12 protein-coding genes are annotated in these 12613 nt (G+C 64.9%); 6 read left to right on the top strand and 6 right to left on the bottom strand.

Annotated features, from left to right (window positions below):
- Positions 1–317: 317 nt before the first annotated feature.
- Positions 318–1451: a nitric oxide synthase oxygenase gene (locus HQ354_RS24335; protein ID WP_206030520.1), complete on the bottom strand. Its 1134-nt coding sequence runs from the start codon at positions 1449–1451 to the stop codon at positions 318–320.
- 343 nt (positions 1452–1794) lie between these two features.
- On the opposite strand from HQ354_RS24335, the gene HQ354_RS24330 reads away from it, so the two are divergent.
- Together HQ354_RS24330 and HQ354_RS24325 are read left to right on the top strand one after the other, a co-directional pair.
- Complete coding sequence (locus HQ354_RS24330) at positions 1795–2946, top strand: globin domain-containing protein (protein ID WP_167675299.1); 1152 nt, start codon at positions 1795–1797, stop codon at positions 2944–2946.
- Positions 2947–2976: 30 nt separating this feature from the next.
- Positions 2977–3723, top strand: a complete 747-nt coding sequence (locus tag HQ354_RS24325; RefSeq protein ID WP_167675139.1) for an FAD-binding oxidoreductase — start codon at positions 2977–2979, stop codon at positions 3721–3723.
- Positions 3724–3744: 21 nt separating this feature from the next.
- Here HQ354_RS24325 and HQ354_RS24320 read toward each other — a convergent pair whose 3' ends face one another.
- A complete protein-coding gene (locus HQ354_RS24320) occupies positions 3745–4554 on the bottom strand; it encodes a crotonase/enoyl-CoA hydratase family protein (RefSeq protein ID WP_068425401.1) in 810 nt (269 codons plus the stop codon).
- 57 nt (positions 4555–4611) lie between these two features.
- Here HQ354_RS24320 and HQ354_RS24315 point away from each other — a divergent pair, with 57 nt between their 5' ends.
- Entirely contained in the window at positions 4612–6246 is a 1635-nt protein-coding gene (locus tag HQ354_RS24315) for an acyl-CoA synthetase (protein ID WP_068425398.1), read from the top strand.
- Positions 6247–7362, top strand: coding sequence for a nitronate monooxygenase family protein (locus HQ354_RS24310; protein ID WP_222635810.1), 1116 nt, complete (start codon positions 6247–6249; stop codon positions 7360–7362).
- 1 nt (position 7363) lies between these two features.
- On the opposite strand, the gene HQ354_RS24305 is transcribed toward HQ354_RS24310, so the two are convergent.
- Positions 7364–8281 (bottom strand): glycosyltransferase family 2 protein, encoded by a 918-nt coding sequence (locus HQ354_RS24305; RefSeq protein WP_254303493.1) that lies wholly within the window; start codon positions 8279–8281, stop codon positions 7364–7366.
- 234 nt (positions 8282–8515) lie between these two features.
- Here HQ354_RS24305 and HQ354_RS24300 point away from each other — a divergent pair, with 234 nt between their 5' ends.
- The gene (locus tag HQ354_RS24300; protein WP_174551408.1) at positions 8516–8749 is read left to right on the top strand and encodes a hypothetical protein; all 234 of its coding nucleotides are present in this window, start codon (positions 8516–8518) and stop codon (positions 8747–8749) included.
- On the opposite strand, the gene rsgA is transcribed toward HQ354_RS24300, so the two are convergent.
- From rsgA to HQ354_RS24285, 3 genes are all read right to left on the bottom strand, one after another.
- A complete protein-coding gene (rsgA, locus tag HQ354_RS24295; protein WP_068425386.1) occupies positions 8746–9756 on the bottom strand; it encodes a ribosome small subunit-dependent GTPase A in 1011 nt (336 codons plus the stop codon). The genes HQ354_RS24300 and rsgA overlap by 4 nt on opposite strands.
- Positions 9757–9960: 204 nt before the next feature.
- Complete coding sequence (locus HQ354_RS24290) at positions 9961–11034, bottom strand: acyl-CoA dehydrogenase family protein (RefSeq protein WP_068425383.1); 1074 nt, start codon at positions 11032–11034, stop codon at positions 9961–9963.
- 23 nt (positions 11035–11057) lie between these two features.
- Positions 11058–12239: an acyl-CoA dehydrogenase family protein gene (locus HQ354_RS24285; protein WP_222635811.1), complete on the bottom strand. Its 1182-nt coding sequence runs from the start codon at positions 12237–12239 to the stop codon at positions 11058–11060.
- 157 nt (positions 12240–12396) lie between these two features.
- On the opposite strand from HQ354_RS24285, the gene HQ354_RS24280 reads away from it, so the two are divergent.
- Positions 12397–12585: a ferredoxin gene (locus HQ354_RS24280; protein ID WP_068425377.1), complete on the top strand. Its 189-nt coding sequence runs from the start codon at positions 12397–12399 to the stop codon at positions 12583–12585.
- Positions 12586–12613 lie beyond the last annotated feature (28 nt).

The following is a 12613-nucleotide window of genomic DNA, read 5'->3' as shown; positions in this document are numbered from 1 at the left end:
TTGCACTCCTCAATCGGCTACGTTTCGCCCGTCGACTATGAAAACGAGTACCGTCAGCAATGCTCGATCGCCACCTCCGACCGCGAAGTGGCTTGAACCAGGTCTCCATCAGATCCAGGGCAGTTCATCTCTGCCCGGGCTGCGCAGGTTGCAACGTGCGCGTTTGCTGAAAGGTGCGCGGTGGGCGCGGTGTTTCGTTCTCTCTGCCCGGGCTGCGCACGTTGCAGCAGCTGCGCCGGTTGCAACGTGCGCGTTCGCAGCAACCTGCGCGGTAAGCCCGCGGTATGCCCCCCGCAGCGAGCCCCGGCCCCCGCAGCTCAGGAGAACGGGCAGCCCGATGCGCCACGGGACACGAAGTTCGGCCGGATGTCCATGTCCGGCGGGTCGTACAGACGGTGGAACGTCGGGGTGATGCCCGACGACATCGGCGGATTGACCCACGTCCAATCCGTCGGGCATGCGCGGCCCGCCTGGGCTTCGCGGTCGACGTGGTCCACGAACTGCTTCGCGACGGTGTGGTGGTCCACCATGTAGGCGCCCGCCTCACGGAAACTGTGGATCACGGCGCGGTTGAGTTCGACGAGCGCACGGTCCTTCCACAGGGTGCGGTCGGAGCGCATGTCGAGGCGCAGCTTCTTCGCGATGGTCGGCAGCATGTCGTACCGATCCTGGTCGCTGAAGTTCCGGGCGCCGACCTCGGTGTTGACGTACCACCCGTTGAACGGCGCACACGGGTAGCGGACGCCACCGATCTCGAGGTCCATGTTGGATACCGCGGGCACCGCGTGCCATTTCAGTCCGAGTTTCGCGAACCACTGGTAATTGGGGTGGACGAAGTCGACTTCGAGGATCAGATCGCGTGGGATCTCGAACCATCGCAGCGGTTCGTCCGGCGTGGACACGATCAGGGGCAGAACGTCGAACCGTGAACCTTCACCACGCCACCCGAGCCGCATGGCGAGCTCGGTGAGCTCGATGTGAGCCGGATCACCGGTGATCTTTCCTCTGCCGTCGTCGTATCCCGCATACCGGATCAGCTGGGGCGACACGATGCGATATTCACGGCCGTCGGACAGCGGCGGTGGGCCCACGGTGACGATCGACTTGAGGGCTCCGCCGTTGGTTGCGCGACGCAGATGTTCGAAGCATGCGTCGGCGATCTCGTGCGCTGTCGTCGCGTGTCGCGCGTCGATCAGCTCGAGGGTGCGCCAGTGCTTGCGTCCGACGCATCGCGCATGGTTCCGCCACGCCAGTTTGGCGCCGACGAGGATTTCCTCCGGTGTCTGCAGGTAGGTCCCGGTGTTCGCGAGCTCGGTGAGCGCTTCGGCCTTGCGGCCCGGATGCAGGTGCGCCAACTCCGGGCCGTCGAAGAATTCTGCGCATTCACGAAGTCGACGCACTCGATCCGGGTCGAGCTCTTCGTGCTGTCTACTTTCGTTCCGGTCTTGCAGGCTCGCCCCGACAGCGACAGTCACGATGCGCAAACCCCCGTTTCGCTCGGTACAGAAGTCGATCTTGAAGGACCCCGCAGATCCTAGGGCCTTCGGCCAGGACGTGGAAGCCCGAAAACGATGCGCCGCACGAGAATTCGAATGCACGGTCGGCTCGTCCGCGGAATCCGGCGAGGTCGTTCGGAGAATCTTGTGTTACAGGGGTGAACGGTCTGTTTTCGTCCGGTCGGCATCACCGTGCTGAGCTACACTCTCCGGATCGACCTTCGATCTCCGCGTTCGACAGACGGTGATCGAGAATGCCGACTTCCCGCGTCTGGGCGCGGATTGGGGACTTCGAACAATGGATGCTCGCGCGATCTCGCTTGTCAGAGCCTCGTTCAAGGCTGTCGCGGCGGTCGAGGGTGGGCCCGAGAAGCTGACCAGTTCGTTCTACGCGATCCTGTTCGCCCGCAACCCGGAGGCGCGCGACTTCTTTCCCGCAGCGATGGACGTCCAGCGCGACAGGTTGGTCTCCGCGATCGCGCATGTCGTCGACCAGCTCGAAGAACTCGATCGCGTCCTTCCGTTTCTCGCTCAACTGGGTCGTGACCATCGCAAGTACGGCGTCACCGACGCCCACTACACCGCGGTCGGCAACGCCCTCATCTCCGCACTCGAGCAGTTCGCGGGTACCGAACTCTGGACCGACGACGTCGACTCCGCCTGGCGTGAAGCCATCGCCGTCATCGCGGGAGCGATGATGGACGGCGCGAACGCCGACGAGGGACCGCCGATGTGGCACGGCACCGTCGTCGATCACATCCGCGTGCTCGACGACGTGTCGATCGTCCGCCTCCAACTCGACCAACCCATGGATTACAGCGCCGGGCAGTACGTCAGTGTGTCCATTCCGAGCCGGCCGCGTATGTGGCGATACCTGTCGCCCGCGATTCCGGCCAACGCCGAAGGACAGATCGAATTTCATGTACGACGCGTGTCCGGTGGCTGGGTCAGTCCGGCCATCGTCGCGAACACCGCGATCGGCGACCGCTGGACGCTCGGCTCACCGTTGGGGAGCATGACGCGTCACACGGCGAAGGGCCGAGACCGGTTGCTGATCGCGTCGGGAACGGGAATCGCACCGATCCGCGCGCAGCTGATGGAAATGGCGTCGCGCACGGACAACGCCCGCGTGCACCTGTTCGTCGCCGGCAAGTATCCGTGCGATCTGTACGACTTGCCGACGCTTCTGCACATCGCGTCGACCAACCCGTGGCTTTCGGTCGTCGGCGTCGTCGAGTCCGAGGAAGACCCGTGGTGGTACATGCACGACGGCCACCATTTCGACACCGCGCCGATCGTCGGGCAGATCGGCCAGACGGTCGCCGAGTTCGGTCGATGGGAAGGGCGCGACATTCAGATCGTCGGTTCGCCGTCGATGATCAACACCACGAAGTTCCGGCTCCAGGCAGGCGGCGTCGATCTGTCGAGCGTGCATCACGATCCCTGGTAGTGCGCAGCCGCACTTGTAGGCTGGGTGCCCATGCAGACGTGGAACGCCGAGGTGGTTCAGTACCACCGCCTACGCAACGATCTGGCCGTGGTCCGTCTCGTCGGATACGCAGTTCCGTTCAGTCCGGGTCAGTCCGTCGAGGTCGTCGTCCCCCAGAATCCACGAGTCTCGCGGCGTTATTCACCCGCTCTGCCCCCGTCGCTCGACGGAAAACTCGAGTTCCATGTCCGGGCCGTTCCCGCGGGATGGGTCAGCGGTTCGATCGTCAACGACACTCGGCCAGGGGACGTTTGGCAGCTGAGCGACCCGGGTGGTGCGTTGCATGTCGACGACTCGGGGCGTGACGTCGTCATGATCGCCGGTGGCACCGGCTTGGCGCCGATGCGCTCGTTGATCCTCGATCTGTCGCAAAGGCCGTCACCGCCGAACGTCACGCTGTACGTCGGAGGGCGGTCTCCGCGCGATCTGTACGCGTCGGATCTGCTGTGGATCCTGGTATCGCAATTGCCGTGGTTGACGGTGGTCCCCGTCGTCGATCAGCTCGACGACCCGTGGGGGCCGGATCGTTTCAACGACGCGATTCGAGCCGAGGTAGGTTCGGCTGCAGCATTTTTCGGGCCGGAACACTGTTGGGAAGGCAGTCTCGCCGACGTGATCGGCGTGCAGGAACCCTTCACGAACCACCAGGTCCTGGTCTGCGGTTCGCCGGGCATGGAAGCGGCGACGGTGAGCGCGCTTCTCGAGAACGGAACACCGGAAGAGGCGATTCTGCGCTGACGCACCCGTGCGCGGAGCGCCCTACCGACCCTCGAATCTCGGGGCCCTCTTCTCGCTGAACGCCCTCGGCCCCTCCTTGGCGTCCTGACTCTGGAAGACGGCGACGCCGAGTTTCGCGTCCACCTCGAATGCGTCGTTCTCGTGCATCCCTTCGGTGTCGCGGATGGTGCGCAGGATGGCCTGAACGGCCAGAGGCCCGTTCGCTGCGATCAGATCCGCGAGCTCCAGAGCTTTCGTCAACGCCTGGCCGTCGGGTACGACGTGGCCGACGAGTCCGATCTGCAGAGCCTCGTCGGCCCGAATGTGCCTGCCGGTCAACAGGATATCGGCCGCGACGGTGTACGGGATCTGGCGAACGAGGCGCACCGCCGAGCCGCCGAGCGGGAACAGGCCCCACCGTGCCTCGGAGACACCGAATTTCGCGCTCTCGCCCGCGACGCGAATGTCGGTGCCCTGCAGGATCTCGGTGCCGCCCGCGATAGCAGGTCCTTCGACGGCAGCGATCAACGGCTTGGACAGTCGTCGCCCCTTGAGCAGTGCCTCGATCTTGGACAGGTCCCATCCACCACCGCGGAAGCTGTCGCCGGGATGCGTAGACGTCATCGCCTTCAGATCGGCACCGGCACAGAACGCGCCACCGGCACCCGTCAGGATGGCGACGCGGATGTCCGGATCGGAGTCGACGCGATCCCACGCGTCACGCATGATCGTCATCATCTCGCCGGACAGCGCATTGCGCGCCTCGGGTCGATTCATCGTGACGATCAGGACGTGTCCGCGCTTCTCGACGAGGGCGTGCGCGGCCTCGGTAGGTGACGCTGTGGAAGTCATCGAAATCCCCCATCCTCGGCTATTGCCAGAAACAGTAACACGTTCTATTTTCGATGCGTGGCCCTCAACATCGCAGACCTCGTGGAGCATGCAATCGACCTGGTTCCCGACCGGGTCGCACTGGTGTGTGGAGATCGGGAGATCACCTACGCGCAGATGGAAGACCGCACCAACCGGCTGGCTCACTACCTGCAGAAACAGGGCGTAGGGCCCGGCGACAAGGTAGGGGTCTACAGCCGCAACGGAATCGAAGCGATCGAGGCGATGATCGCGGTGTTCAAGATCCGCGCCGTCGTCGTCAACGTGAACTATCGATACGTCGAGAACGAGTTACAGTACATCTTCCAGAATTCGGACATGGTGGCTCTGATCCACGAGGGGCGCTACAGCGACAAGGTGGCTGCGGTGCTGCCGACGTGCCCGCAGTTGACGACGACCGTCGTCATCGACGGCGACGGCGAACAGGTCACCTACGACGACGCGCTCGCGCAGTCCTCTCCCGAACGGGACTTCGGCGAGCGCAGCCCCGACGACATCTACATGCTGTACACGGGCGGCACGACCGGCAGTCCCAAAGGCGTCATGTGGCGTCAGGAAGACGTCTGGCGCGTGCTCGGAGGCGGCATCAATTTCATGACGGGCGAATATCTCGACGACGAGTGGGATCTCGCGAAAATGGGCGCCGCCAACCCGGCCATGACGCGAATGCCGATCCCGCCGATGATCCACGGCGGCGCGCAGTGGGCCACCTTCCAGAGCTTGTTCGGTGGCGGAAAGACCGTGCTGCATCCCGATTTCGACGGCCACGTGATCTGGGAGCTCGTCGACAAGCACGGCATCAACCTGATCTTCATCACCGGCGACGCAATGGCGCGACCGATGCTCGACGCCCTCACCTCGGGCAGACCGAACGGCACCCCGTACGACCTGTCGACGCTGTACCTGATGGCAAGCAGTGCAGCCCTGTTCTCGCCGAGCATCAAGGAGAAATTCCTCGAACTGCTGCCCAATCGAATGATCACCGACTCGATCGGCTCGTCCGAAACTGGCTTCGGTGGTCTCGGCGTCGTCGCGAAAGGAACCGAGCACACGGGTGGCCCGCGGGTGAAAATCGACGCGTCGACGTCGGTGCTGGGTGACGACGGCCATCCCGTCGAACCTGGGTCCGGAAAGACGGGATTGCTTGCGCGACACGGGCATATCCCGATCGGCTATTACAAGGACGAGGCGAAGACGGCGGCGACGTTCAAGGAGATCCACGGTGTCCGGTACTCGATCCCCGGTGACTACGCGCAGGTCGAGGCCGACGGCACCGTCACGATGTTGGGCCGTGGCTCGGTGTCGATCAACACCGGCGGCGAGAAGGTGTTCCCCGAGGAAGTAGAGGGCGCATTGAAATCGCACCCGGAAGTGTTCGACGCCATCGTCGTCGGCGTGCCGGATGATCGCCTCGGTCACACGGTCGCCGCCGTCGTGCAGGCTCGCGGTGAGAATCGGCCCTCGTTGGCCGAACTCGACGCCGAAGCCCGGAAAGTCATTGCGGGATACAAGGTTCCGCGTGCGGTGTGGTTCGTCGACGAGATCAAGCGCTCGCCTGCAGGAAAACCGGACTACCGATGGGCGTCCGAACAGACCGAGGCGCGCCCGGCCGACGAGACGAACTCACTGACGACTGCGACACGAGGCAGCTGAATGCACACAGATCTCTGCGAGAAGTTCGGAATCGACTATCCGATATACGGTTTCACGCCGTCGGAAGATGTCGCGGCCGCGATCAGTCGGGCGGGTGGCCTGGGCGTTCTGGGGTGTGTGCGCTTCAACGACCCGGACGAACTCGACGAAGTACTGAACTGGATGGACGAGAACACCGAAGGAAAGCCGTACGGCGTCGACATCGTGATGCCGGCGAAGGTACCCACCGAGGGCGCAGCCGTCGATCTGAATCAGTTGATACCGCCGGAACATCGGGCTTTCGTGGATCGCACGCTCGAACACCTCGGAATCCCGCCGCTGGGAGCGGATTCGGCGCGCAACGAAGGCGTGCTCGGATGGTTGCACTCGGTTGCGCGATCACACGTCGACGTCGCACTGAAGCACCGAATCGCGTTGATCGCCAACGCCTTGGGGTCTCCGCCGACCGACGTGATCGGACAGGCGCACGAGCACGGGGTGCCGGTCGCGGCGCTGGCGGGCAAGGCCGAGCACGCACGTCGACACGTGGAGAACGGCGTCGACATCGTCATCGCTCAGGGGTACGAAGCAGGGGGTCATACCGGTGAGATCGGATCGATGGTGTTGCTGCCCGAGATCGTCGAGGCCGTGGCAGGCGACGCGTCCGTTCTGGCGGCGGGCGGCATCGGTAGCGGACGCCAGGTCGCGGCCGCGCTCGCGCTCGGTGCGCAGGGGGTGTGGATGGGATCGGCGTGGCTGACCACCGCGGAATACCGCCTCGGCGCTCGGCAGGAGGGTAAGCCGTCGGCGATGCAGGAGGCGTTGCTGGCGGCGTCGTCGAGCGACACGGTCCGCACGCGGATCTACTCGGGTAAGCCCGCCCGGCTCCTCAAGACCGAGTGGACCGACGCTTGGAGCGCCCCGGATGCGCCCGATCCGCTACCGATGCCGCTGCAGAACATCCTGGTCAGCGAGGCGCATCAACGCATCGACAGGGCGGGGAACTCCAAGGTGGTAGCGATGCCCGTCGGGCAGATCGTCGGCCGCATGAACGAGATCAGACCCGTCGCCGACGTCGTCGACGAGCTGGTCGCCGGCTTCGAGGAGGCCGTAAGCCGACTCGAGAAGCTGCGGTAGCTCAGCTGGCCCGTCGCGTCGCAGCTTCGACGGTGACCACGCCTTCCGCGGTGACCGGGAGCATGCGCGTCTGCACCGGACGCAGCAGATGCCGCACGGAGTAGCGCTTCTTGATCGGATCGAACGGGCGGTAGACGGCGAACACGAGAATGTGCCACCACCAGTGCAGACGAAGGGCTTTGCGCTTCTCCTTCGTCATGACGTCGTGATGGGTGAACGTGCGGATACCGGAGTCGATGTACTCGTGGAACTCCGACGGCGGGGTGAATGCTCGACGCGGCGACACATCGACGTTCATGTCGGACAGCTGCGCGATCTCCACGCCGACCGAACCGAGGCACAACGCCAGATCGAGGTCTTCGTGCAGGGCAGCGTCGGTACTGACCAGATGTCCGACGCGATGCCACGCCGTCTTTCGGATGGCCATGTTGGCTCCGTGAAGGTTCTTGACCAGGCGGCCGCCCCCGACGTTGCCCTTCTTCAGGTGCCTGCCGAACCACCACGCCTTGAGTCCGCGAACCGGCGAGTCGTACGGCAGGTTGAGGCCCGTGATCGCGCCGATGTGGGCGCCGTCGCTGGACAGGAAATCGAGTATCGCGCGCGCCCACCCTGCGGTGACGCGGGTGTCGGCGTCGACGCGACCGAGGACGTCACCGCTGGCGACGCGAAAGCCTGCGTTGCGTGCATGCGCGACGCCCGGCTTGTCCTCGAATATCAACGTGATCTTCGGTTCGGTGCGCATGAACGCCTGGACGACCTCGACCGTCCGATCCGTCGAGTTGTTGTCGACCACGACGATTTCGTGAATGTCGTCGCCCTGAGCGAGCAGCGCTTCGAGGCAGAAGCCGATGTAGGACTCTTCGTTATGAGCTGGAACGACCACGGACAGGGTTTCAGCTGGGGTCACAGACGAAGGCACCGGCCTATGGTAGAGGATTGCCGAGCCCGTAGTCGACACGAAAGTCGTTGTACTCCAATCGAATTAGTGAGATCGTCGGTTCCCCCGGCCCGTAGCGGGCGAATCGGCGGTTTGTCGCGACGTTTCGTACCGACCGGTCCGGGAATCGGCGACGCGCGAGGACGCGGGTCCGGTTGTGCCCGGTACGACGTCCTGTCCGGTCTAGGGTAGAAGTCGGTACGACGACCGACCTGAATGGAGAGAGCAGTGGCTTCCGAGATCGCAGTGGGCGACCTTGTCCAGGCCAGTGGGCATGCCGGCCCCTGGAAGGTGCTGGAGATTCGTCAGGGTCTCGCGCTGCTCGAACACCACGACGGACACCGACTGTCGGTCCGGACGACCACGCTGTCCGTCGTGCGCAAGGCGTCGCCCACGCAGCAGGCCGCGCCCGCAGCCGCCGAGCCGGAATCTCCGACGCTGTTCGACTAGCGCGACTGTCGCGGCCGGTTCCGGCTCTTGTACAGCTGACGCTGCGCCTTCGAGATCTGTTTCGCCTCCGCGAGCCGGGCCTGGTTCGCGCGGACGTCGTGCCGCGTCGTCGCCCAGTCGTTCTCGCGGACGAGACGCTGATAGTTCGCGACGCGTCGTGGATCGACGTTCTCGCGTACCGCACACCCGGGTTCGGACAGGTGTGCGCAATCGGCGAATCGGCAGTGTGCTGCCAGATCTTCGATGTCCGAGAACGTCGCCGAAAGTCCGTCGTCGGACGACAACACACCGACCGACCGTAGTCCCGGTGTGTCGATGACGGTGGTTCCCGGTATTGGCAGCGGCACGAGTTCGCGTCGGACGGTGACGTGCCTGCCTTTCGCGTCGCCGGAGCGAACGTGACCGGTGGCCAACACGTCGTCGCCGATCATTCTGTTCGCCAGTGTCGACTTTCCGGATCCCGACGGGCCGATCAGCGCGATCGTGCCGGTGAGATGCGTCAGGAACTCGGCCAGTCCATTCCCGGTGTATGCACTGAGCTCGGCGACGTGAACACCTGGCGATGCAGCGCTCACATCCGCGTATCGGCTCTCGGAAGCCTTGTCGCTCTTGGTCAGTGCGACGATCGGGGTGGCGCCGCTCGCCCAGGCCAAGGCGACGAAACGTTCGACGCGGCCGAGGTCGAGTTCGGTGTCCGCCGCCACCGTCACGACGACGGTATCGACGTTCGACGCGAGGATCTGCGACGCCGACGTCTGTCCGGCAGATGCGCGCACGACCGCCGTACGCCGGGGGAGTACATGAAGAACGGTGTCGGTGCCGACGACGACCCAGTCGCCGGTGCACACGTCGGCACTGCCGGATCGAACGCGGGTAGTACCCGATTCCGTTGCTACGTCACACCATCCGCGAAAGACGGAGGTGACGCGACCGGGGAGTCCGTCGAAACTGTACTTCTCGAACAGGGATTGCCAATAGGAGTCGAAACCGTATGTGGAAAGTGACACGGGAAGCCTTTCGAAGGCCGACCCGTGAGTGCGGGGCCGGCTAAGGAATGAACAGGGGAGCCCTGTGAACGCACGGGGCCCAGGGCAGTGCTGTACGCCGAACGACCACCATTGCGTTCCTCCTCACTTCGACTTGACGACGACCGAAACGGTATCAATCTGGCTGCGTGCTGCCAATCGATTTACGAACCGTGCCCTTACGTATCACGCGGGCACTGCGGCCAGGGCCGCACCGAGTCGACGCAGGGTCGACGTCGCCGCGCCGTACGCGAATTCGGCACGCTTGGCCGCGAGGAAATAGCGGTGCACGGGATGGTCGCGGTCGAGGCCGACGCCTCCGTGCACGTGAACGAGCGTGTGAGCGACGCGATGGCCGGCGTCCGCTGCCCAGAATTTGGCCACTGCGACGTCGTCGTCCGCGTCGCGTCCTGCCGATACCGCCCACGCGGCCTTCCACATCGTCAGACGTGCGCCTTTGACGTCGATGTACGCGTCCGCCAAGCGCTGTGCGACGGCCTGGAAGCTGCCGATGGGTTTGCCGAACTGGACCCGTTCGCGGGCGTAGTTCGCCGTGACCGCGAGCGACTCCTCCAGAACCCCGACCTGATAGGCGCACGTCAGAAGCGTCAGCCAGGCGCGAACCTGCTGTGCGGCAGCGGACTCGGCCAGTCGCCGAACGGAATCGACTGCAACAGAAGTCAATTCCAATTCGCCGATGCTGCGATTGTCGACGCCGTGCTGCGATGTCACGGCCACACCCGGGTCCGACGGCCGGAGCAGATAGACGCCATCGACCGCGGCGACGACGATGCCGTCGGCGATGGGCGCGCTGTCGACGCAGGTCATCGTGCCGGACAGGGTCCACCCGGTAGCTGTTTCCCGGGCGCTCACCGTGTCGTCTTCGTCGAGAGCCACCGTCAGAATCGACGACCCGAGTGCGGCAGGTGCAGCCCATTCGTGACGCTGCTCGTCGGTGCCGAACCGAGCGATCGCGGACACCGCGGTCCAGTGCGCGACGTAGGGGACCGCCGCGATTCCGCGTCCCAGTTCCACCGCGATCGACGCGGCCTCCAGTACGCCGAAGCCGTCGCCTCCGACCGAATTCGGAGTCGCCGCGGACAGCACCCCCGATGTGCCGAGTACTCCCCACAGCGCGCGATCGATCCCGTCGGGACGCGAATCCAGTTGCCGCTGAACGTCGTCGGTGCTGTAGCGCGCGACGATGTCGCGGGTGAGGGCGGCGAGGTCTCGCTGTGCCTCGGTCGTCGTGAAATCCACTGATGCTCCTTCTGTGACCTGTGTCAGCGGGCCGACGCGGGGAGGCCGAGGGCCGTCATGCCGATGATGTCGCGCTGCACTTCGTTGGTGCCGCCGCCGAACGTCAGAATCAACGACGACCGATGCAGACGTTCGAGCCGTCCGCTCAGGTGCGCGCCGGGCGATCCCTGCCGCAGCGTCGCCGACGGCCCGAGGATCTCCATCATCGTGCGGTAGGCCTCGGTGGCGAGCTCGGTGCCGTACACCTTGTTGGCCGACGCGTCCGCCGGGCCCGGCGCGGCGGACGCGGACGACGCGATCTCCCAGTTCAGCAGTTCCAGGTACGACACCTTCGCATGCACCCTGGCCAGCGCGATCTGCACCCATTCCTGGTCGATGACGCGTGTGCCGTCGGGCCTCTTGGTGTTCTGTGCCCACTCGCGGACTTCCCGCAGCGAGGCGACGAGCGGGCCTGCGGACGTCAGCGCGACGCGTTCGTGGTTCAGCTGGTTGGTGATCAGCGACCAGCCGCGGTTCTCCTCGCCGACGAGCGCGGACGTCGGGACGCGCACGTCCTGGTAGTACGTGGCGCTGGTGTCGGGGCCTGCCATGGTGTGGACGGGAGTCCAGGAGAAACCGTCGGCGTCGGTGGGGACGATCAGCATGCTGATGCCGCGATGTTTGCGGGCTTCCGGATCGGTACGGCACGCGAGCCAGACGTAGTCGGCGTACTGAACGAGCGACGTCCACATCTTCTGGCCGTTGATCACGAAGTCGTCGCCGTCGTGCACTGCCGTCGTACGCAGGGACGCCAGATCGGTGCCTGCCTCCGGCTCGGAGTATCCGATGGAGAAGTGCAGTGTGCCTTCGGCGATGCGTGGGAGGAAGTACGACTTCTGTTCGTCGGTGCCGAACGCCATGATCGTCGGCGCGACGCTGTTGATGGTCAGGAACGGAACCGGCGCGCCTGCGATGGCGGCTTCGTCGGTGAAGATCAGTTGCTCCATCGCCGATCGTGCCTGACCGCCGAACTCCGTCGGCCAGCCCAGCGCGAGCCAGCCGTCACGGCCCATCTGTTCGACGACGTCGCGGTAGACCGTCCCTTCGCCGTATTCGCCGGACGTCGAACTCAATGCTTCGCGGCGTTCCGGGGTGATCAGCGTGCGGAAGTAGGCGCGCAATTCTTCGCGCAGCGCGATTTGGTCCTCGGTGTAGGTGATGTGCATCGGCGCCTCGTTTCCGGCGGCATGGTGTGGGTTCTCGAATCATTGCACACGAAGTGGAACAGGTTCTAGTATTGCGTCTACGGCGCCCGTGCGCGGAAAGTTGGCCCAGGGTGCAGCTATCCGCGCACGGGCCGCGAAGCGGCACCCGGGAGGAACGATGGTCGAAGTGGACCGTGATCTCTGTGAAGCCAACGGCGTCTGCGTGGGCCTGGTCCCGGAGGTGTTCGACCTGGACGACGACGACGAGCTGTCGATCTCCGGCGCGTCCGAGCGCCCGGAACTACGCAAAGTGATCGACGTGGCCATCGCGTCGTGTCCGCGGGCGGCGCTCGGGTGGGGCGCCTGAGATGCTTGCTTTCGAGCAGGAACACGTT

Source organism: Rhodococcus sp. BP-261 (genome assembly GCF_019835205.1).
Taxonomy (GTDB): Bacteria; Actinomycetota; Actinomycetes; order Mycobacteriales; family Mycobacteriaceae; genus Rhodococcoides; species Rhodococcoides kyotonensis_B.
The sequence above is the reverse complement of the archived record's forward strand: the minus strand, read 5'-3'. Positions and strand labels throughout refer to the sequence as shown.